Source organism: Kitasatospora sp. NPDC059648, assembly GCF_042734825.1.
GTDB lineage: Bacteria > Actinomycetota > Actinomycetes > Streptomycetales > Streptomycetaceae > Kitasatospora.
On the sequence record NZ_JBHWDU010000055.1, the window covers coordinates 1 to 17,701 of the forward strand.

16 protein-coding genes are annotated in these 17,701 nt (G+C 71.8%); 15 read left to right on the plus strand and 1 reads right to left on the minus strand.

Annotation, left to right across the window (positions count from 1 at the left end; all coding sequences use genetic code 11):
• The first annotated feature begins 169 nt into the window (after positions 1-169).
• Together ACFV1W_RS26915 and ACFV1W_RS26920 are read left to right on the plus strand one after the other, a co-directional pair.
• Positions 170-991 carry a thioesterase family protein gene (locus tag ACFV1W_RS26915; RefSeq protein WP_380419815.1) on the plus strand — a complete coding sequence of 274 codons (822 nt, stop codon included), beginning with the start codon at positions 170-172 and terminating at the stop codon, positions 989-991.
• A gap of 197 nt (positions 992-1,188) precedes the next feature.
• Positions 1,189-2,115: a hypothetical protein gene (locus tag ACFV1W_RS26920; RefSeq protein ID WP_380419816.1), complete on the plus strand. Its 927-nt coding sequence runs from the start codon at positions 1,189-1,191 to the stop codon at positions 2,113-2,115.
• 90 nt (positions 2,116-2,205) lie between these two features.
• Here the strand turns inward: ACFV1W_RS26920 and ACFV1W_RS26925 are convergent, their stop codons facing one another.
• The gene (locus ACFV1W_RS26925) at positions 2,206-2,709 is read right to left on the minus strand and encodes a transcriptional regulator (protein ID WP_030056198.1); all 504 of its coding nucleotides are present in this window, start codon (positions 2,707-2,709) and stop codon (positions 2,206-2,208) included.
• Positions 2,710-3,042: 333 nt separating this feature from the next.
• Here ACFV1W_RS26925 and pyrR point away from each other — a divergent pair, with 333 nt between their 5' ends.
• From pyrR to metK, 13 genes are all read left to right on the plus strand, one after another.
• Complete coding sequence (pyrR, locus tag ACFV1W_RS26930) at positions 3,043-3,666, plus strand: bifunctional pyr operon transcriptional regulator/uracil phosphoribosyltransferase PyrR (protein ID WP_380419817.1); 624 nt, start codon at positions 3,043-3,045, stop codon at positions 3,664-3,666.
• Positions 3,667-3,671: 5 nt separating this feature from the next.
• Complete coding sequence (locus ACFV1W_RS26935) at positions 3,672-4,652, plus strand: aspartate carbamoyltransferase catalytic subunit (RefSeq protein ID WP_380419818.1); 981 nt, start codon at positions 3,672-3,674, stop codon at positions 4,650-4,652.
• A complete protein-coding gene (locus ACFV1W_RS26940) occupies positions 4,649-5,953 on the plus strand; it encodes a dihydroorotase (protein WP_380419819.1) in 1,305 nt (434 codons plus the stop codon). The genes ACFV1W_RS26935 and ACFV1W_RS26940 overlap by 4 nt, the downstream gene beginning before the upstream one ends.
• On the plus strand, positions 5,953-6,519 hold the full coding sequence (locus ACFV1W_RS26945; RefSeq protein WP_380419820.1) for a hypothetical protein: 567 nt from the start codon (positions 5,953-5,955) through the stop codon (positions 6,517-6,519). The genes ACFV1W_RS26940 and ACFV1W_RS26945 overlap by 1 nt, the downstream gene beginning before the upstream one ends.
• Entirely contained in the window at positions 6,516-7,673 is a 1,158-nt protein-coding gene (carA, locus tag ACFV1W_RS26950) for a glutamine-hydrolyzing carbamoyl-phosphate synthase small subunit (protein WP_380419821.1), read from the plus strand. Before ACFV1W_RS26945 ends, carA begins: the two co-directional genes overlap by 4 nt.
• Positions 7,666-10,974, plus strand: a complete 3,309-nt coding sequence (gene carB, locus ACFV1W_RS26955) for a carbamoyl-phosphate synthase large subunit (protein WP_380419822.1) — start codon at positions 7,666-7,668, stop codon at positions 10,972-10,974. The genes carA and carB overlap by 8 nt, the downstream gene beginning before the upstream one ends.
• Positions 10,975-11,113: 139 nt before the next feature.
• Positions 11,114-12,217 carry a quinone-dependent dihydroorotate dehydrogenase gene (locus tag ACFV1W_RS26960; protein ID WP_380419823.1) on the plus strand — a complete coding sequence of 368 codons (1,104 nt, stop codon included), beginning with the start codon at positions 11,114-11,116 and terminating at the stop codon, positions 12,215-12,217.
• A gap of 89 nt (positions 12,218-12,306) precedes the next feature.
• A complete protein-coding gene (gene pyrF / locus ACFV1W_RS26965; protein WP_380419824.1) occupies positions 12,307-13,140 on the plus strand; it encodes an orotidine-5'-phosphate decarboxylase in 834 nt (277 codons plus the stop codon).
• A gap of 361 nt (positions 13,141-13,501) precedes the next feature.
• The gene (gene mihF / locus ACFV1W_RS26970) at positions 13,502-13,828 is read left to right on the plus strand and encodes an integration host factor, actinobacterial type (protein ID WP_030290269.1); all 327 of its coding nucleotides are present in this window, start codon (positions 13,502-13,504) and stop codon (positions 13,826-13,828) included.
• A gap of 49 nt (positions 13,829-13,877) precedes the next feature.
• Positions 13,878-14,435: a guanylate kinase gene (gene gmk / locus ACFV1W_RS26975; protein WP_380419825.1), complete on the plus strand. Its 558-nt coding sequence runs from the start codon at positions 13,878-13,880 to the stop codon at positions 14,433-14,435.
• Positions 14,436-14,472: 37 nt separating this feature from the next.
• Complete coding sequence (rpoZ, locus tag ACFV1W_RS26980; protein ID WP_030056185.1) at positions 14,473-14,739, plus strand: DNA-directed RNA polymerase subunit omega; 267 nt, start codon at positions 14,473-14,475, stop codon at positions 14,737-14,739.
• 225 nt (positions 14,740-14,964) lie between these two features.
• Positions 14,965-16,194 carry a bifunctional phosphopantothenoylcysteine decarboxylase/phosphopantothenate--cysteine ligase CoaBC gene (coaBC, locus tag ACFV1W_RS26985; protein ID WP_380419826.1) on the plus strand — a complete coding sequence of 410 codons (1,230 nt, stop codon included), beginning with the start codon at positions 14,965-14,967 and terminating at the stop codon, positions 16,192-16,194.
• Between the two features lie 150 nt (positions 16,195-16,344).
• The gene (gene metK / locus ACFV1W_RS26990; protein ID WP_380419827.1) at positions 16,345-17,553 is read left to right on the plus strand and encodes a methionine adenosyltransferase; all 1,209 of its coding nucleotides are present in this window, start codon (positions 16,345-16,347) and stop codon (positions 17,551-17,553) included.
• Positions 17,554-17,701 lie beyond the last annotated feature (148 nt).

Here is a 17,701-nt window from a genome sequence, read left to right on the forward strand (position 1 = left end):
GACCGCCCGCCCGCTTCGGGTTGGCCACGCCCCCCTGCCGCGGGTGCGGGTCCCCCCCCGCCAATGGGCGCTGGTACCCGATCTCGCGCACCCCACGGCCATTCCGCGTTTCACTGGGCAGGCGTAGGGTGGGGCCCTACTCGCCAGTAACTTGAAGGGCAGGGACCCCATGACCACCGCGACCCGCAGCGAGTTCGACCTGGGCATCGCCCTGACCGGACATCCCGAGGAAGCAGGCCGCTACGAGGCCGAACTCGGGGCCGGCTGGCAGATCGGGGGCGGGGTCAACGGCGGGCTGCTGCTCGCCGTGGCCGGACACGCGCTGTCGCTGGAGCACGAGCAGCATCCGGATCCGGTGTCGATCAGCGGTTACTACCTGTCCGCCTCCACCCCCGGCCCGGCCACCGTCCGCACCGAGGTGCTGCGCACCGGCCGCGGCCTGTCCACCGGCACCGCCTCGCTCAGCCAGGGCGGCGTCGAACGCCTGCGCGTGGTGGCCAGCCACGGCGATCTCGGCGCCGTCGAGGGCGAGGTGCGCACCAGCGCCACCCCGCCGCAGCTGCCGCCGCCGGACCAGTGCATCGGCGTCGAGCACGCGCCCAAGCAGCTGATCGAGCAGGCCGCCCTGCTGGAGCGCTTCGACCTGCGGCTCGACCCGGCCACCGTCGGCTGGGCGCTCGGGCAGCCCTCCGGCCAGGGCCGGATCCAGGGCTGGTTCCGGCTCGCCGACGGCCGCGAGCCCGACCCGCTGCTGCTCCTGCTGGTCGCCGACGCGCTGCCGCCGGTCACCTTCGACCTCGGCCTGCCCGGCTGGGCCCCGACCATCGAGCTGACCGTCCACCTGCGGGCCAAGCCGGCCCCGGGCTGGCTGCGGGTGGTCCACTCCACCCGCAACCTGGCCGGCGGCTACTTCGAGGAGGACGCCGAGGTCTGGGACTCGGCCGGCCGCCTGGTCGCCCAGTCCCGCCAGCTGGCACGGGCGCCGCGGTAGGGCCTGTCCGGCGGATCCTGCCGGACGCGTGAAGCCGGGCGGGCTCCGGGGTCCACCCGAGCGGTATTACCGGTGGTTACATTCCTGTGACACGCCGTACGTGTGCGACGCGCGGAACTGGGGAGTAACACGGTCAGCGGCGAGCCCCGCCGCTGACCGTCACCGCCGACGGCCGCCCGCCGACGCCAGGAGCCTCGATGACCAGCCGCAAGGGCCGCGCCCGCCGCAACTCCGACTGCACCGCCGGTGGCCTGCGCCCCGCGCTGCGGGCGCCGCACCGGCCGCGACGGGAGGAGGGGGCCGAGCAGGCGTTCGTCATCGGGGTGCTCACCAGCGCGGCCGACTTCGCGCGGGCCCGCGCCTGGGGGGTCAGCGACGCGCCCGATTACGACCGCTACCTGGCCGACACCGCCGAGCTGCTGGCCGACGCGCTGGAGCGCTTCGAGACCGTCCGGGCCCGGATGTTCCACCCGCAGGACTTCGAGGAGTTCTGCGTGCTGCACGGCCTGGACCCGGCCGAGCCCGCCGCCCGCGACCGCTACCTCGTCAACCCGCCGCTGCAGACCCAGCTGCTGGCCTATCAGGGCGAGGAGCTGGCGGGGGACTTCGTGCCGAGGCTGGTCCGGGCCCGCGAGAACGGGCTGACGCTCTGCCACGCCGACCTGCTGCTGGACGGCGCGCTGCTCGGGGGCGCGGGCCGGGCGGAGGCGGACGAGGAGCGCGCGCGATGGGTGCGCGCCGCCCACCAGCGCGGGAGCGAGGTGTTCCGCCGGATGCTGGTCGGCGCGGGCGCCGGGGTGTACGAGCTGCGGCTGCGGGTGGACGCGCCGGGCGGGCGGCTGACCGCGGCGGCCCGGGTGCTCCAGTGGGAGGACGGCGTGGTGCGGATCAACGACGAGGAGCTGGAGCTGGTGTGCGCGGTGCTGTGCGCCGGGCTGGCGCTGGAGCTGCCGGCCGTCGCGGTGCTGCACGGCTCGCAGGGCTCGGCGGCTTCCTGCGGGGAGTACCTGCCCGCCGCCTGGGCCTGGTCGAGCGGCGGCCCGGACTGGGCGCCGGCCGCCCGTCCGGTGCGGCTGGACGGGGTGGCGGCGCAGCCGGGCTACAGCCTGGGCACAGTCTGCTGAACGCGACCGATCGCGGAAATGCCGCGGCGCGGCTCCGGAGTCCGGGACCGCGCCGTGACGTTTCTGCCTGCTGTTGCTGGTCGGCGAGCCTCAGCTCGCGTCCTCCTCGCGCACCGCGCGGCGCGCGTCGGGGTTGAGCACACCCCAGGAGATCAGCTGCTCGGTGAGGATCGACGGCGACTGGTCGTAGATCACGGCCAGAGTGCGCAGGTCGTCCTGGCGGATCGAGAGGACCTTGCCGTTGTAGTCGCCGCGCTGGCTCTGGATGGTCGCCGCGTAGCGCTGCAGCGGGCCGGCCTTCTCGGACGGGACCTGGGTCAGTCTCTCCAGGTCGAGGACCAGGCGCGGCGGCGGCTCGGCCGCGCCGCCCGGGGTGCCGCCGGGCAGGAGCTCCTGCACCGGAACGCCGTAGAACTCGGCGAGCTCGGCCAGCCGCTGCACGGTGACCGCACGATCGCCGCGCTCGTACGAGCCGACGACGACTGCCTTCCAGCGCCCCTGGGACTTCTCCTCGACACCATGCAGGGAGAGCCCCTGCTGAGTGCGGATCGCTCGGAGCTTGCCTCCGAGCTGCTTCGCGTAGTCGCTGGACATTGATCTCCCCGGACGAGATTGCTTCGCGTTCAGTGGTGGGTCACGGGCGATGGCCGGCGTCGTTACCGGTGGGTTCGACGCCCGTCTCGTAACTCACTGTGAGGTTACGTAGAGTAAGGTAGTTGCGTCAAGCCGAATGGGGCACTCGTGCGAATGGCTCGCATCGTCGGCGCGTCCGGGGCGTTAACCGGGCGAAGCGGAACGGTGGGCGTCCGTTTGCCACTCCGGGGCACTGGTAGGATGTCCCGAAGCCCACGCCCGGTCGGCGGGGGCAGAATCCCAGACATCCTTTAAGGCCCGTCCCGTGAGGCGGGGAAGGAGGTCCGCTTCGGCATGACCACACACCAGGAACCGACGCCGCGGCCGCCGCACCAGGTGCTGGACGGCACGGACATCACCCGGGTTATCACCCGGATAGCGCACGAGATCGTCGAGCGCGCCAAGGGCGCGGAGGACGTCGTGCTGCTCGGCATCCACACCAGGGGCGTCCACCTCGCCCGCCGCCTGCACGGCAGGCTGGCCCAGATCACCGGGAGCGAGATCCCGCTGGGCACCCTGGACATCACCATGTACCGGGACGACCTGCGGCTGAAGCCCGCCCGGGCCCTGGAGCACACCGAGATCCCGCCCGGCGGCATCGACGGCAAGCTCGTCATCCTCGTCGACGACGTGCTCTTCTCCGGCCGCACCATCCGAGCCGCGCTCGACGCGCTGAACGACATCGGCCGACCGCGCGCCGTGCAGCTCGCCGTCCTGGTCGACCGCGGCCACCGGGAGCTTCCGATCCGGGCCGACTACGTGGGCAAGAACCTCCCCACCTCGCTGCGCGAGGCCGTGCAGGTCCGCCTCGCCGACACCGACGGCGTGGACGCCGTCCTGGTCGGCGACCGCGACTACACCGCCCGCAGCTCGCAGGCCCTGGCCTCCCAGCCCACCGAACCGCACCTCCCGGAGTAACCCGCGTGAAGCGCCACCTCGTCTCCGCCGCCGATCTCAGCCGCGACGACGCGCTGCTGATCCTGGACACCGCCGAGGAGCTGGCCCAGCTCTCCGGCCGGGCCGTCAAGAAGCTGCCCACGCTGCGCGGCCGTACCGTCGTCAACCTGTTCTTCGAGGACTCCACCCGCACCAAGACCTCCTTCGAGGTCGCCGAGAAGCGGCTGTCCGCGGACGTCATCAACTTCTCCGCCAAGGGCTCGTCGGTCTCCAAGGGCGAGAGCCTCAAGGACACCGCGCTGACCCTCCAGGCGATGGGGGCCGACGCCGTCGTCATCCGCCACCACGCCTCGGGCGCGCCGGCCCGGCTGGCCCAGTCCGACTGGCTGCACGGCAGCGTGATCAACGCCGGCGACGGCACCCACGAGCACCCCACCCAGGCGCTGCTCGACGCCTTCACCATGCGCCGCCACCTCAACGCCGGGCCGGGCAACGACCTGGCCGGCCGCCGGGTGACCATCGTCGGCGACGTCCTGCACAGCCGGGTCGCCCGCTCCAACGTGCACCTGCTGACCACCCTCGGCGCCCAGGTGACCTTCGTCGCCCCGCCGACCCTGCTGCCGATCGGCATCGAGAACTGGCCGTGCGAGGTCAGCTACGACCTGGACGGCGTGCTGCCCAAGACCGACGCCCTGATGATGCTGCGGGTGCAGCGCGAGCGGATGAACGCCGCGTTCTTCCCGACCGAGCGCGAGTACAGCCGCCGCTACGGGATGAACGGCATCCGGATGGCCCAGCTGCCCGAGCACGCCATCGTGATGCACCCCGGCCCGATGGTCCGCGGCATGGAGATCACCGCCGAGGTCGCCGACTCGCCGCGCTGCACCGTGGTCGAGCAGGTCGCCAACGGCGTCTCCGTCCGGATGGCCGTCCTGTACCTGCTGCTCGGCGGAGCCACCCTCGCCGACACCGCCGCCCGCACCGACTCCGTGGAGAACGCCCAGTGACCAGCTACCTGATCCGCAACGCCAAGATCCTGGGCGGCGCCCCGCAGGACCTCCACCTCGCCGACGGCGTCATCCAGGCGATCGGCACCGGCCTGGCGGCCGAGGCCGACATCGAGATCGACGCCACCGGCATGATCGCCCTGCCCGGCCTGGTCGACCTGCACACCCACCTGCGCGAGCCCGGCCGCGAGGACGCCGAGACCGTGCTCACCGGTACCCGGGCCGCCGCGATGGGCGGCTTCACCGCCGTGCACGCGATGGCCAACACCACTCCGGTGGCCGACACCGCCGGTGTCGTCGAGCAGGTCTGGCGGCTCGGCCAGGAGGCCGGCTACTGCGACGTGCAGCCGGTCGGCGCCGTCACCGTCGGCCTGGAGGGCAAGAAGCTCGCGGAGCTCGGCGCGATGCACGAGTCCGCCGCGAACGTCCGGGTCTTCTCCGACGACGGCAAGTGCGTGGACGACGCGGTGCTGATGCGCCGCGCCCTGGAGTACGTCAAGGCCTTCGACGGCGTCGTCGCCCAGCACGCCCAGGAGCCGCGGCTGACCGAGGGCGCCCAGATGAACGAGGGCCAGGTCTCCGGCGAGCTCGGGCTCGGCGGCTGGCCGGCCGTCGCCGAGGAGTCGATCATCGCCCGCGACGTGCTGCTCGCCGCGCACGTCGGCTCCCGGCTGCACGTCTGCCACCTCTCCACCGCCGGCTCGGTCGAGATCGTCCGCTGGGCCAAGTCCAAGGGCTGGGACGTCACCGCCGAGGTCACCCCGCACCACCTGCTGCTGACCGACGAGATGGTCCGCTCCTACGACCCGGTGTACAAGGTGAACCCGCCGCTGCGCACCGCCGAGGACGTCCAGGCGCTGCGCAACGCGCTCGCCGACGGCACCATCGACGCCGTCGCCACCGACCACGCGCCGCACCCGGCCGAGGACAAGGACTGCGAGTGGGCCGTGGCCGCGATGGGCATGGTCGGCCTGGAGACCGCGCTGTCGGTCGTGCAGCAGACCATGGTCGACACCGGCCTGCTGAACTGGGAGGGCGTCGCGGACCGGATGTCGCACCGCCCGGCCCGGATCGGCCGTCTCACCGGCCACGGTCGGCCGATCTCGGTGGGTGAGCCCGCCAACCTGGTGCTCTTCGATCCCGCGTACCGTGGTGCCGTGAATCCCGAGAGCTTCGCCACCCGCAGCCGCAACACCCCCTACAAGGGCATGGACCTGCCCGGACGGGTGCACGCCACCTTCCTGCGCGGCCGCGCCACCGTGCTGGCCGGCGAGCTGGCCGAGCAGGGCGGCCTGGAGTGATGGACTACGCCACGCTCGCCAGGGAGCAGGCGAAGGTCACCAACTGGCCGGGTTACATCGGCTGGTCGATCGGGCTGCTGATCGTCATCGGCCTGGTCTACTGGCTGATGCGCCAGGGCTGGAACTGGCGGCGCACCCTGCAGTCCGGGATCCCGCCGCTGCCCGCCGTGCCGGCCCGCGCCGGCCGGACCATCCTGGAGACCAGCGGGCGGTACCACGGCACCACCACCGCCGGGAACTGGCTCGACCGGGTCGTCGCGCACGGCCTGGGCACCCGCAGCCGGGCCGACCTCACCCTCGGCGAGGACGGCCTGCTGGTGCAGCGCCCCGGCGACGTCGACTTCTGGATCCCGGCCGAGCACCTGACCGGTGCCCGCACGGACTCCGGGATCGCCGGCAAGGTCGTCCCCTCCGGGCTGCTCGTCGTCACCTGGACGCACGAGGGCACCGAACTGGACTCCGGCTTCCGGGCCGACCACCCCGATGAGCACACCGCCTGGGTCGAGGCGATCGCCCAGCTCGCAACACGTACGAAGACGAAGAAGACGGAAGAGGCCGCGCAATGACCGCACCTGCCCCCACCACGCAGCGCCAACGGCGGGAGCGCATCCCGGCCGTGCTCGTCCTGGAGGACGGCCGGACCTTCGGCGGCCAGGCCTACGGCGCGACCGGCGAGACCTTCGGCGAGGCGGTCTTCAACACCGGCATGTCCGGCTACCAGGAGACCCTGACCGACCCGTCGTACCACCGCCAGGTGGTCGTGATGACCGCCCCGCAGATCGGCAACACCGGCTGGAACGACGAGGACGACGAGTCCAAGCAGATCTGGGTCGCCGGCTACGTCGTGCGCGACCCCGCCCGGGTGGCGTCCAACTGGCGCTCCCGCCGCTCGCTGGACGACGAGCTCGCCCGTCAGGGCATCGTCGGCATCAGCGGCATCGACACCCGCGCGCTGACCCGCCACCTGCGCGAGCGCGGCGCGATGCGCTGCGGCATCTTCTCCGGCGAGGCGCTGGCCGACCCGGCCGCCCTGCTCGCCCGGGTGCAGCAGTCGCCCGAGATGAAGGGCGCCGACCTGTGCGCCGAGGTGGCCACCACCGAGCCGTACGTCGTCCCCGCCGTCGGTGAGAAGAGGTTCACCGTCGCCGCGCTGGACCTCGGCATCAAGGCGATGACCCCCCAGCGTATGGCCGAGCGCGGCATCGAGGTGCACGTGCTGCCGGCCGACTCCACCCTGGAGGAGGTCTACGCGGTCAACCCGGACGGCGTCTTCTTCTCCAACGGCCCGGGCGACCCGGCCACCGCCGACCACCAGGTCGCCGTCGCGCAGGGCGTGCTGGAGCGCAGGACCCCGTTCTTCGGGATCTGCTTCGGCAACCAGATCCTCGGCCGCGCCCTGGGCTTCGGCACCTACAAGCTCAAGTACGGCCACCGCGGCATCAACCAGCCGGTGCAGGACCGCACCACCGGCAAGGTCGAGGTGACCGCCCACAACCACGGCTTCGCCGTGAACGCACCGCTGGACCAGGTGAGCGACACCCCCTACGGGCGGGTCGAGGTCTCCCACGTCTGCCTCAACGACGACGTGGTCGAGGGCCTGCAGGCGCTCGACGTGCCCGCCTTCAGCGTGCAGTACCACCCCGAAGCGGCCGCCGGCCCGCACGACGCCGCCTACCTGTTCGACCGCTTCGTGAAGCTCATGGAGGGCCAGCGTGCCTAAGCGCACTGACATCAAGTCCGTCCTGGTGATCGGCTCCGGGCCGATCGTCATCGGCCAGGCCGCCGAGTTCGACTACTCCGGCACCCAGGCCTGCCGCGTTCTCAAGGCCGAGGGCCTGCGGGTCGTGCTGGTCAACTCCAACCCGGCCACGATCATGACCGACCCGGAGATCGCCGACGCCACCTACGTCGAGCCGATCACCCCCGAGTTCGTCGAGAGGATCATCGCCAAGGAGCGCCCCGACGCGCTGCTGCCTACCCTGGGCGGCCAGACCGCGCTCAACACCGCGATCTCGCTGCACGAGGCGGGCACGCTGGAGAAGTACGGCGTCGAGCTGATCGGCGCCGACGTCGTGGCGATCAACAAGGGCGAGGACCGCGACCTGTTCAAGGGCGTCGTCGAGGCCGTCAAGGCCAAGATCGGGTACGGCGAGTCCGCCCGCTCGGTCATCTGCCACACCATGGACGAGGTGCTCGCCGGCGTCGACGAGCTCGGCGGCTACCCGGTCGTGGTGCGCCCCTCCTTCACCATGGGCGGCGCCGGCTCCGGTTTCGCCCACAACGAGGAGGACCTGCGCCGCATCGCCGGCCAGGGCCTGGCCCTCTCGCCGACCACCGAGGTGCTCCTGGAGGAGTCCATCCTCGGCTGGAAGGAGTACGAGCTGGAGCTGATGCGCGACAAGAACGACAACGTCGTGGTCGTCTGCTCCATCGAGAACTTCGACCCGATGGGCGTGCACACCGGTGACTCGATCACCGTCGCCCCGGCGATGACGCTCACCGACCGCGAGTACCAGATCCTGCGCGACATCGGCATCGCCGTCATCCGCGAGGTCGGCGTCGACACCGGCGGCTGCAACATCCAGTTCGCCGTCAACCCCGAGGACGGCCGGGTCATCGTCATCGAGATGAACCCGCGCGTCTCCCGCTCCTCGGCGCTCGCCTCCAAGGCCACCGGCTTCCCGATCGCCAAGATCGCCGCCAAGCTGGCCGTCGGCTACACCCTGGACGAGATCCCCAACGACATCACCGAGGAGACCCCGGCCTCCTTCGAGCCGACCCTCGACTACGTCGTGGTCAAGGTGCCGCGGTTCGCGTTCGAGAAGTTCCCGAGCGCGGACGCGACGCTGACCACCACCATGAAGTCCGTCGGCGAGGCCATGGCGCTCGGCCGCAACTTCCCCGAGGCGCTGCAGAAGGCGCTGCGCTCGCTGGAGAAGAAGGGCTCCCAGTTCAGCTGGACCGGCCCGCTGGGTGACAAGGCCGAGCTGCTGGCCAAGGCGGTCGTGCCGACCGACGGCCGGATCAACACCGTGATGGACGCCATCCGGGCCGGCGCCACCCCGGAGGAGGTGTTCGAGGCCACCAGGATCGACCCGTGGTTCGTCGACCAGCTCTTCCTGCTGGACGAGATCGCCGTCGAGCTGGCCGAGGCCGCCGAGCTCACCCCCGAGCTGCTGCGCCACGCCAAGCGGCACGGGTTCTCCGACCAGCAGATCGGCGAGATCCGCGGCCTGAAGCCGGACGTCGTCCGCGAGGTGCGCCACGCGCTGGGCATCCGCCCGGTGTTCAAGACCGTCGACACCTGCGCCGCCGAGTTCGCAGCAAAGACCCCGTACTTCTACTCCTCGTACGACGAGGAGAGCGAGGTCGCCCCGCGCACCAAGCCGGCCGTGATCATCCTCGGCTCGGGCCCGAACCGCATCGGCCAGGGCATCGAGTTCGACTACTCCTGCGTGCACGCCTCCTTCGCGCTGGCCGACGCCGGGTACGAGACCGTCATGGTCAACTGCAACCCCGAGACCGTCTCCACCGACTACGACACCTCCGACCGGCTCTACTTCGAGCCGCTCACGCTGGAGGACGTGCTGGAGATCGTCCACGCCGAGCAGCAGGCCGGCCCGCTGGCGGGCGTGATCGTCCAGCTCGGCGGCCAGACCCCGCTGGGCCTGGCCCAGGCGCTCAAGGACAACGGCGTGCCGATCGTCGGCACCCAGCCCGAGGCGATCGACCTCGCCGAGGAGCGCGGCGCCTTCGGCCGCGTGCTGCGCGACGCCGGCCTGCCCGCCCCCAAGCACGGCACCGCCTTCTCCTTCGAGGAGGCCAAGGCGATCGCCGACGAGATCGGCTACCCGGTCCTCGCCCGCCCGTCCTACGTGCTCGGCGGCCGCGGCATGGAGATCGTCTACGACGAGGTCTCGCTCGCCTCCTACCTGGAGCGGCACGCCGGCCTGATCTCCGAGCACCCGGTGCTGATCGACCGCTTCCTCGACGACGCGGTGGAGATCGACGTCGACGCGCTCTACGACGGCAGCGAGCTCTACCTCGGCGGCGTCATGGAGCACATCGAGGAGGCCGGCATCCACTCCGGCGACTCCGCCTGCGCGCTGCCCCCGATCACCCTCGGCGGCTACGACATCAAGCGCCTGCGCACCTCCACCGAGGCCATCGCGCGCGGTGTCGGCGTCCGCGGCCTGATCAACATCCAGTTCGCGCTGGCCGGGGACATCCTCTACGTGCTGGAGGCCAACCCGCGCGCCTCCCGCACCGTCCCGTTCACCTCCAAGGCGACGGCCGTGCCGCTGGCCAAGGCCGCCGCCCGGATCTCGCTCGGCGCCACCATCGCCGAGCTGCGCGCCGAGGGCCTGCTCCCGGCCGAGGGCGACGGCGGCACGCTGCCGGCCGACGCCCCCATCGCGGTCAAGGAGGCCGTGATGCCGTGGAGCCGCTTCCGCGACACCCACGGCCGCGGCGTGGACACCGTGCTCGGCCCGGAGATGCGCTCGACCGGCGAGGTCATGGGCATCGACAAGGTCTTCGGCACGGCGTACGCCAAGGCGCAGGCCGGCGCGTACGGCGCGCTGCCGACCCGGGGCAAGGTCTTCGTCTCGGTCGCCAACCGGGACAAGCGCAACCTGGTCTTCCCGGCCCGGGCGCTGGTCGGCCTCGGGTTCGAGGTGCTCGCCACCGCCGGCACCGCCGAGGTGCTGCACCGCGGCGGGATCCCGTCCACGCTGGTGCGCAAGCACAGCGAGGGCGAGGGCCCGAACGGCGAGAAGACCATCGTCCAGCTGATCCACGACGGCGAGGTCGACCTGATCATCAACACGCCGTACGGCACCGGTGGCCGCCTCGACGGCTACGAGATCCGCACCGCCGCGGTCTCCCGCGGGGTGCCGTGCCTGACCACCGTCCAGGCGATGGGCGCGGCGGTCCAGGGCATGGACGCGCTGCTGCGCGACGAGGTCGGAGTGATGTCGCTCCAGGAGCACGCCGAGCTGATCAACGCCGGCCGCAAGTAGCACCACCGCAGTGGGGGGCACCGGAGTCGGATTGGTGCCCCCCACTCGTATGCCCGCCCGTCGCCCACCACCACCCCTCTTCCGACGGGCTGCGCCCGGGCCCTTAATTACGGTTCTCGCTGCGGGAGTTGACCCCCCTTTGTACAAGCTTCTGTTCGACCTCGTCTTCAAGAAGATGGACCCCGAGAAGGCCCACCACCTCGCCTTCTTCTGGATCCGCCTCGCCTCCTCCGTCCCCGGCCTGCGCACCCTGGTGCGGCTGGTCCTCGCCCCGCGCGACCGGGCGCTGCGGACCCGGGCCCTCGGCCTGGACCTGCCCGGCCCGTTCGGCCTCGCGGCCGGCTTCGACAAGAACGGCGTCGGCATCGACGGCCTGGCGATGCTCGGCTTCGACTACGTCGAGATCGGCACCATCACCGGCGAGCCCCAGCCCGGCAACCCGGCGCCCCGGCTGTTCCGCCTGGTCGAGGACCGCGCGCTGATCAACCGGATGGGCTTCAACAACCAGGGCTCGGCCCGGGTCGCCGCCCGGCTGGCCGCCCGCCCGCACACCAGCTCCACCCCGGTGATCGGCGTCAACATCGGCAAGACCAAGGTGGTCGAGGAGGCCGACGCCGTCGCCGACTACGTCAAGTCGACCGAGCGGCTGGCCAAGTACGCCGACTACCTGGTGGTCAACGTCAGCTCGCCGAACACCCCCGGGCTGCGCAACCTCCAGGCCGTCGACCACCTGCGCCCGCTGCTCGCCGCGGTGCGCGAGGCCGCCGACCGCACCACCGCGCACCACGTGCCGCTGCTGGTCAAGATCGCCCCCGACCTGGCCGACGAGGACGTCGACGCGGTCGCCGACCTCGCCCTGGAGCTGGGCCTGGACGGCATCATCGCCACCAACACCACGATCGGCCGCGAGGGCCTGCGGGCCGACGCCCGGCGGGTCGAGGAGATCGGCATGGGCGGCCTGTCCGGCGCCCCGCTCAAGGCCCGGGCCCTGGAGGTGCTGCAGCGGCTGCGCGCCCGTACCGAGGGCCGGCTGACGCTGGTCTCGGTCGGCGGCGTGGAGACCGCCGAGGACGCCTGGCAGCGGATCATCCACGGCGCCGACCTCGTGCAGGGCTACAGCGCCTTCATCTACGAGGGGCCGTTCTGGTGCCGCCGGATCCACAGGGGCCTGTCGGCCCGGGTCCGTGCCGCGGGCTTCCGCGACCTCGCGGCGGCCGTCGGCAGCGCCGTCCGCGGCTCCTGAGCCGCCGTAGCTCCCCCGGAGCGCCCGTACGACCCCCGGACCGCCCGCAGGACCCCGGGAACGCCCGCACGACCCTCGGAAAGGACGACATGACCCTCGCCCCGTTCGGCGCCCGGCTGCGCCAGGCCCTCGACACCCGCGGCCAGCTCTGCGTCGGCATCGACCCGCACGCCTCCCTGCTCTCCGCCTGGGGCCTCGGCGACGACCTCGCCGGGCTGGAGACCTTCAGCCGCACCGTGGTGGAGGCGCTGGCCGACCGGGTCGCCGTGCTCAAGCCGCAGGCCGCCTTCTTCGAGCGCTTCGGCAGCAAGGGCATCGCGGTGCTGGAGAAGAGCGTCGAGGAGGCCCGGGCGGCCGGAGCCCTCGTCCTGATGGACGCCAAGCGCGGCGACATCGGCTCCACCATGGCCGCCTACGCGGAGGCCTTCCTGTCGCCCGCGAGCCCGCTGTTCTCGGACGCCGTCACGGTCAGCCCGTACCTGGGCTTCGGCTCGCTGCGACCGGCCCTGGACCTGGCCCGCGAGCAGGGCTGCGGGGTGTTCGCGCTGGCGCTCACCTCCAACCCGGAGGGCGCCGAGGTGCAGCGCGCCGTCGGCGCCGACGGCGAGCCGGTCGCGGCGTCGGTGCTGCGGCAGCTGGCGGCCGAGAACGCGGACGCGGCGCCGCTGGGCTCCTTCGGCGCGGTGGTCGGCGCGACGCTGGCCGACGCCGGCGTGGACCTGGCCGTCAACGGCCCGCTGCTGGCCCCCGGGATCGGCGCCCAGGGCGCGACCATGGCGGACCTGCCGCGGGTGTTCGGCGCCTCGATGATCAACGTGGTGCCGAGCGTCAGCCGGGACGTGCTCAAGCACGGTCCCTCGGTGCCGGCCCTGCGGGAGGCGGCGGAGCGCTTCGTCGGGGAGTTCGCGGAGGCCGTCAAGTAGCGGAAGGCATCCGGCCGGTAGCCGTCCGGTGACCGTGCGCAGTGTCCGCAGGACGGCGGCGCGGCACCGGAGTTGACGTGAGCGCCGTCACATCGACCCCGTCAAAGTTTCGCAATCGCGGTCATTTTGCCCTGGAAAGTCCTGGTCGGCCTTGGCTGACCAGGACTTTTCGTGTTCTTTTCCTGACGTGGCGCCGCAATGCGGGTAGTGTCCGGCGATAGGTCATCGGCGAGCCGCGAACCCGTAGCTCCCGCAGGTCAGGGCCCTGTGGTTCCCCATTGGGCTCCTCTTGCGGACGATGTCCTAGGTACCGAACCAGTCATAGCTCAATCCCTTCCTTCCACACCCTGAGGTGAACGGCGTGGCTCTTCCGCCCCTTACCCCTGAACAGCGCACCGCCGCGCTCGCCAAGGCCGCCGAGGCTCGCCGGGAGCGCGCCGAGGTCAAGAACCGGCTCAAGCACTCCGGCGCCTCCCTGCACGAGGTGATCAAGGCCGGCAAGAACGACAACGACGTCATCGGCAAGATGAAGGTGTCGGCCCTGCTGGAGTCCCTTCCGGGCGTCGGCAAGGTCCGTGCCAAGCAGATCATGGAGCGCCTCGGCATCAGCGAGAGCCGCCGTGTCCGCGGTCTCGGCACGAACCAGATCGCCTCCCTGGAGCGGGAGTTCGGCGGTGGCGCCGCCTGACCGTGCCCCCGTGGTCCCGGGATCGTCCGCGATCCGGGATAATCGGTGCATGAGTGAGCGTCCGCGGCTGACCGTGCTCTCCGGCCCCTCGGGGGTCGGCAAGAGCACGGTCGTCGCTCATATGAGGAAGATGCACCCCGAGGTCTGGCTCTCGGTGTCGGCCACCACCCGGCACCCGAGGCCCGGCGAGAAGGACGGGGTCCAGTACCACTTCGTCGACAACGACGAGTTCGACAAGCTGGTCGCCAACGGCGAGCTGCTGGAGTGGGCCGAGTTCGCCGGGAACCGCTACGGAACCCCGCGCGCGGCCGTGCTGGAGAAGCTGGAGCGCGGCGAGCCCGTCCTGCTGGAGATCGATCTGCAGGGCGCCCGTCAGGTGCGCGCATCGATGCCGGAGGCCCAGCTGGTCTTCCTGGCCCCGCCGAGCTGGGACGAACTGGTCCGCCGACTGACCGGCCGCGGCACCGAGCCGCAGGACGTGATCGACCGGCGGCTGGAGGCGGCCAAGGTCGAGCTCGCGGCCGAGCCCGAGTTCGACACGACCCTTGTCAACACCTCCGTCGAGCAGGTAGCGGCCGAACTGCTAGCCTTGCTCGGTGTAGCCTGACCTGTCAGTCTTTTCCACCCTTTCGGAAGGTTTTCGCGTGTCCTCTTCCATGACCGCGCCCGAGGGCATCATCAACCCGCCGATCGACGAGCTGCTTGAGGCCACCGACTCGAAGTACAGCCTCGTGATCTACGCCGCCAAGCGCGCGCGCCAGATCAACGCGTACTACTCCCAGCTCGGCGAGGGCCTGCTGGAGTACGTCGGCCCGCTGGTCGACACCCACGTGCACGAGAAGCCGCTGTCGATCGCGCTGCGCGAGATCAACGCGGGCATGCTGACCGCCGAGGCGGTCGAGGCTGCCTGAGGCAGACCCGTACCTTCACCGGAGGGCCCGGCGGAATCCTTCTCCGCCGGGCCCTCCGGCGTTCCGTGTCGGGGCCGCCGGGCCCTCAGGTGCTCGCCGCGGGTGTTCGCCGTGAGGTGGGGCACCGTGCGGGTGGTGGCTGAGGGGCCGTAGGGTGAGCGGGTTCCCCGGGGTGGTCAGGCTCCCGGAGGTGATCAGGTTTCCGATGCGGAGAGAGGCCGGTACATGAGCGCGAGTGCGGACGCCCCCCGCGTGGTCCTCGGCGTCAGCGGCGGGATCGCCGCCTACAAGGCGTGCGAGCTGCTGCGCCGGTTCACCGAGTCCGGCCACCAGGTCACCGTGGTGCCCACCGCGGCGGCGCTGCACTTCGTCGGCGAGGCCACCTGGGCGGCGCTGTCCGGCCGGCCGGCCGCGACGGAGACCTGGGAGGACGTGCACGAGGTGCCGCACGTGCGGATCGGGCGGGAGGCCGACCTGGTGGTGGTCGCCCCCGCCACCGCCGACCTGATGGCCAAGGCCGCCCACGGGCTCGCCGACGACCTGCTGACCAACACCCTGCTCACCGCCGGCTGCCCGGTCGTCCTGGCGCCCGCGATGCACACCGAGATGTGGGAGCACCCGGCCACCCGGGAGAACGTCGCCACGCTGCGCCGCCGGGGCGTGATCGTGCTGGAGCCGGCCGTCGGGCGGCTCACCGGCAAGGACACCGGCAAGGGGCGGCTGCCCGACCCCGCCGCGATCTTCGACGCCTGCCGGGCCGTGCTGCGCCGCGGCGGTGCGGTGCCGACCGACCTGGCCGGGCGGCACGTGGTGGTCTCGGCCGGGGGCACCCGGGAGCCGCTCGACCCGGTGCGCTTCCTCGGCAACCGCTCCTCCGGCAAGCAGGGCTACGCGCTCGCCGTGACCGCCGCCGCGCGGGGCGCGAGGGTGACCTTGGTCTCGGCCAACGCCGAGCTGCCGGACCCGGCCGGGGTGGACGTGGTGCACGTCTCGACCGCGCTGGAGCTGCGCGAGGCGGCGCTGAAGGCGGCCGAGGACGCGGACGCCGTGGTGATGGCCGCGGCGGTGGCGGACTTCCGGCCCGCCGAGTACGCGACCGGCAAGATCAAGAAGGTCGAGGGGGTCGAGCCGGCGCCCGTCGCGCTGGTCCGCAACCCCGACGTGCTGGCCGAGCTGTCGGCGCACCGCCCCCGTTCGGGTCAACTCGTGGTGGGCTTCGCGGCGGAGACCGACGACGTGCTCGCCAACGGCCGTGCCAAGCTCGCGCGCAAGGGCTGCGACCTGCTGGTGGTCAACGAGGTCGGCAACGGCAAGGCGTTCGGTCAGGACGTCAACGAGGCCGTGGTGCTTGGCTCGGACGGCAGTGAGACCCCCGTACCGGTGGGTCCGAAGGAGGCGCTCGCGGACGTCGTCTGGGACCTGGTCGCAAAGCGGTTGGAACCGGGTCGGAACTGATCGAGTCCCGATCGAGAACGTTCTTGTTTTCCCGAAGCGGGTGACGTTCGACGGAACCAGACGGTTAGACTCCAGGAATCAAGTCTTTCCGGATGTCCCCGGTTCGCCGGGGGCCTTCAGTCAGCAGCCGCTGCAACCCCAGGGAGCGCTGTGTCTCGCCGCCTGTTCACCTCGGAGTCCGTGACCGAGGGACACCCCGACAAGATCGCTGACCAGATCAGCGACACCATCCTTGACGCTCTCCTGCGGGAGGACCCGACGTCCCGGGTCGCCGTGGAGACGCTCATCACCACCGGCCAGGTGCACGTGGCCGGCGAGGTGACGACCAAGGCGTACGCGCCGATCGCCCAGCTCGTCCGGGACAAGATCCTGGAGATCGGCTACGACAGCTCCAAGAAGGGCTTCGACGGCGCCTCCTGCGGCGTGTCGGTGTCCATCGGTGCCCAGTCGCCCGACATCGCGCAGGGTGTCGACACCGCGTACGAGGCCCGGGTCGAGGGTGACGAGGACGACCTGGACAAGCAGGGTGCCGGCGACCAGGGCCTGATGTTCGGCTACGCGTCCGACGAGACGCCCGAGCTGATGCCGCTGCCGATCACCCTGGCGCACCGCCTCTCCCGCCGTCTGACCGAGGTCCGCAAGAACGGGACCATCCCGTACCTGCGCCCCGACGGCAAGACCCAGGTCACCATCGAGTACGACGGCGACAAGGCCGTCCGCCTCGACACGGTGGTCGTCTCCACCCAGCACGCCAGCGACATCGACCTGGAGTCGCTGCTCACCCCGGACGTCCGCGAGTTCGTCGTGGAGCCGGAGCTGAAGGCGCTGGCCGAGCAGGGCATCAAGCTGACCACCGAGGGCTACCGCCTGCTGGTCAACCCGACCGGCCGCTTCGAGATCGGCGGCCCGATGGGCGACGCCGGCCTCACCGGCCGCAAGATCATCATCGACACCTACGGCGGCATGGCCCGTCACGGTGGCGGCGCCTTCTCGGGCAAGGACCCGTCCAAGGTGGACCGCTCGGCCGCGTACGCGATGCGCTGGGTGGCGAAGAACATCGTCGCCGCCGGCCTCGCCAGCCGCGCCGAGGTGCAGGTGGCGTACGCGATCGGCAAGGCCGAGCCGGTCGGCCTGTTCGTGGAGACCTTCGGCACCGAGACCGTGCCGGTCCTCACCATCCAGAAGGCCGTCTCCGAGGTCTTCGACCTGCGTCCCGCCGCGATCATCCGCGACCTGGACCTGCTGCGCCCGATCTACTCCCAGACCGCCGCCTACGGCCACTTCGGCCGTGAGCTGCCGGACTTCACCTGGGAGCGCACCGACCGGGTCGAGCAGCTGAAGGCTGCCGTCCAGGACTGACCTGGTGTGCGGAGCGGCGCCCACAACCCCGTCGGGGGGTGGGGGCCCCAGCGCGGCTTTGCCCGGGGTTGGTGTGAACTGGTAGTTCTTGGGAGCGATGAGCACCAACGGGGGGGACGGGGGCGCCGATCCCGACCACCTGGCGTTC

Bases quoted from the DNA above. Each gene is read 5' to 3' on its own strand.
- gmk (WP_380419825.1), top strand. From the start codon at position 13,878: ATGAGTGAGCGTCCGCGGCTGACCGTGCTCTCCGGCCCCTCGGGGGTC.
- carA (WP_380419821.1), top strand. From the start codon at position 6,516: ATGACCGCACCTGCCCCCACCACGCAGCGCCAACGGCGGGAGCGCATC.
- pyrF (WP_380419824.1), top strand. From the start codon at position 12,307: ATGACCCTCGCCCCGTTCGGCGCCCGGCTGCGCCAGGCCCTCGACACC.
- ACFV1W_RS26920 (WP_380419816.1), top strand. From the start codon at position 1,189: ATGACCAGCCGCAAGGGCCGCGCCCGCCGCAACTCCGACTGCACCGCC.
- pyrR (WP_380419817.1), top strand. From the start codon at position 3,043: ATGACCACACACCAGGAACCGACGCCGCGGCCGCCGCACCAGGTGCTG.
- coaBC (WP_380419826.1), top strand. From the start codon at position 14,965: ATGAGCGCGAGTGCGGACGCCCCCCGCGTGGTCCTCGGCGTCAGCGGC.
- ACFV1W_RS26945 (WP_380419820.1), top strand. From the start codon at position 5,953: ATGGACTACGCCACGCTCGCCAGGGAGCAGGCGAAGGTCACCAACTGG.
- ACFV1W_RS26925 (WP_030056198.1), bottom strand. From the start codon at position 2,709: ATGTCCAGCGACTACGCGAAGCAGCTCGGAGGCAAGCTCCGAGCGATC.
- ACFV1W_RS26915 (WP_380419815.1), top strand. From the start codon at position 170: ATGACCACCGCGACCCGCAGCGAGTTCGACCTGGGCATCGCCCTGACC.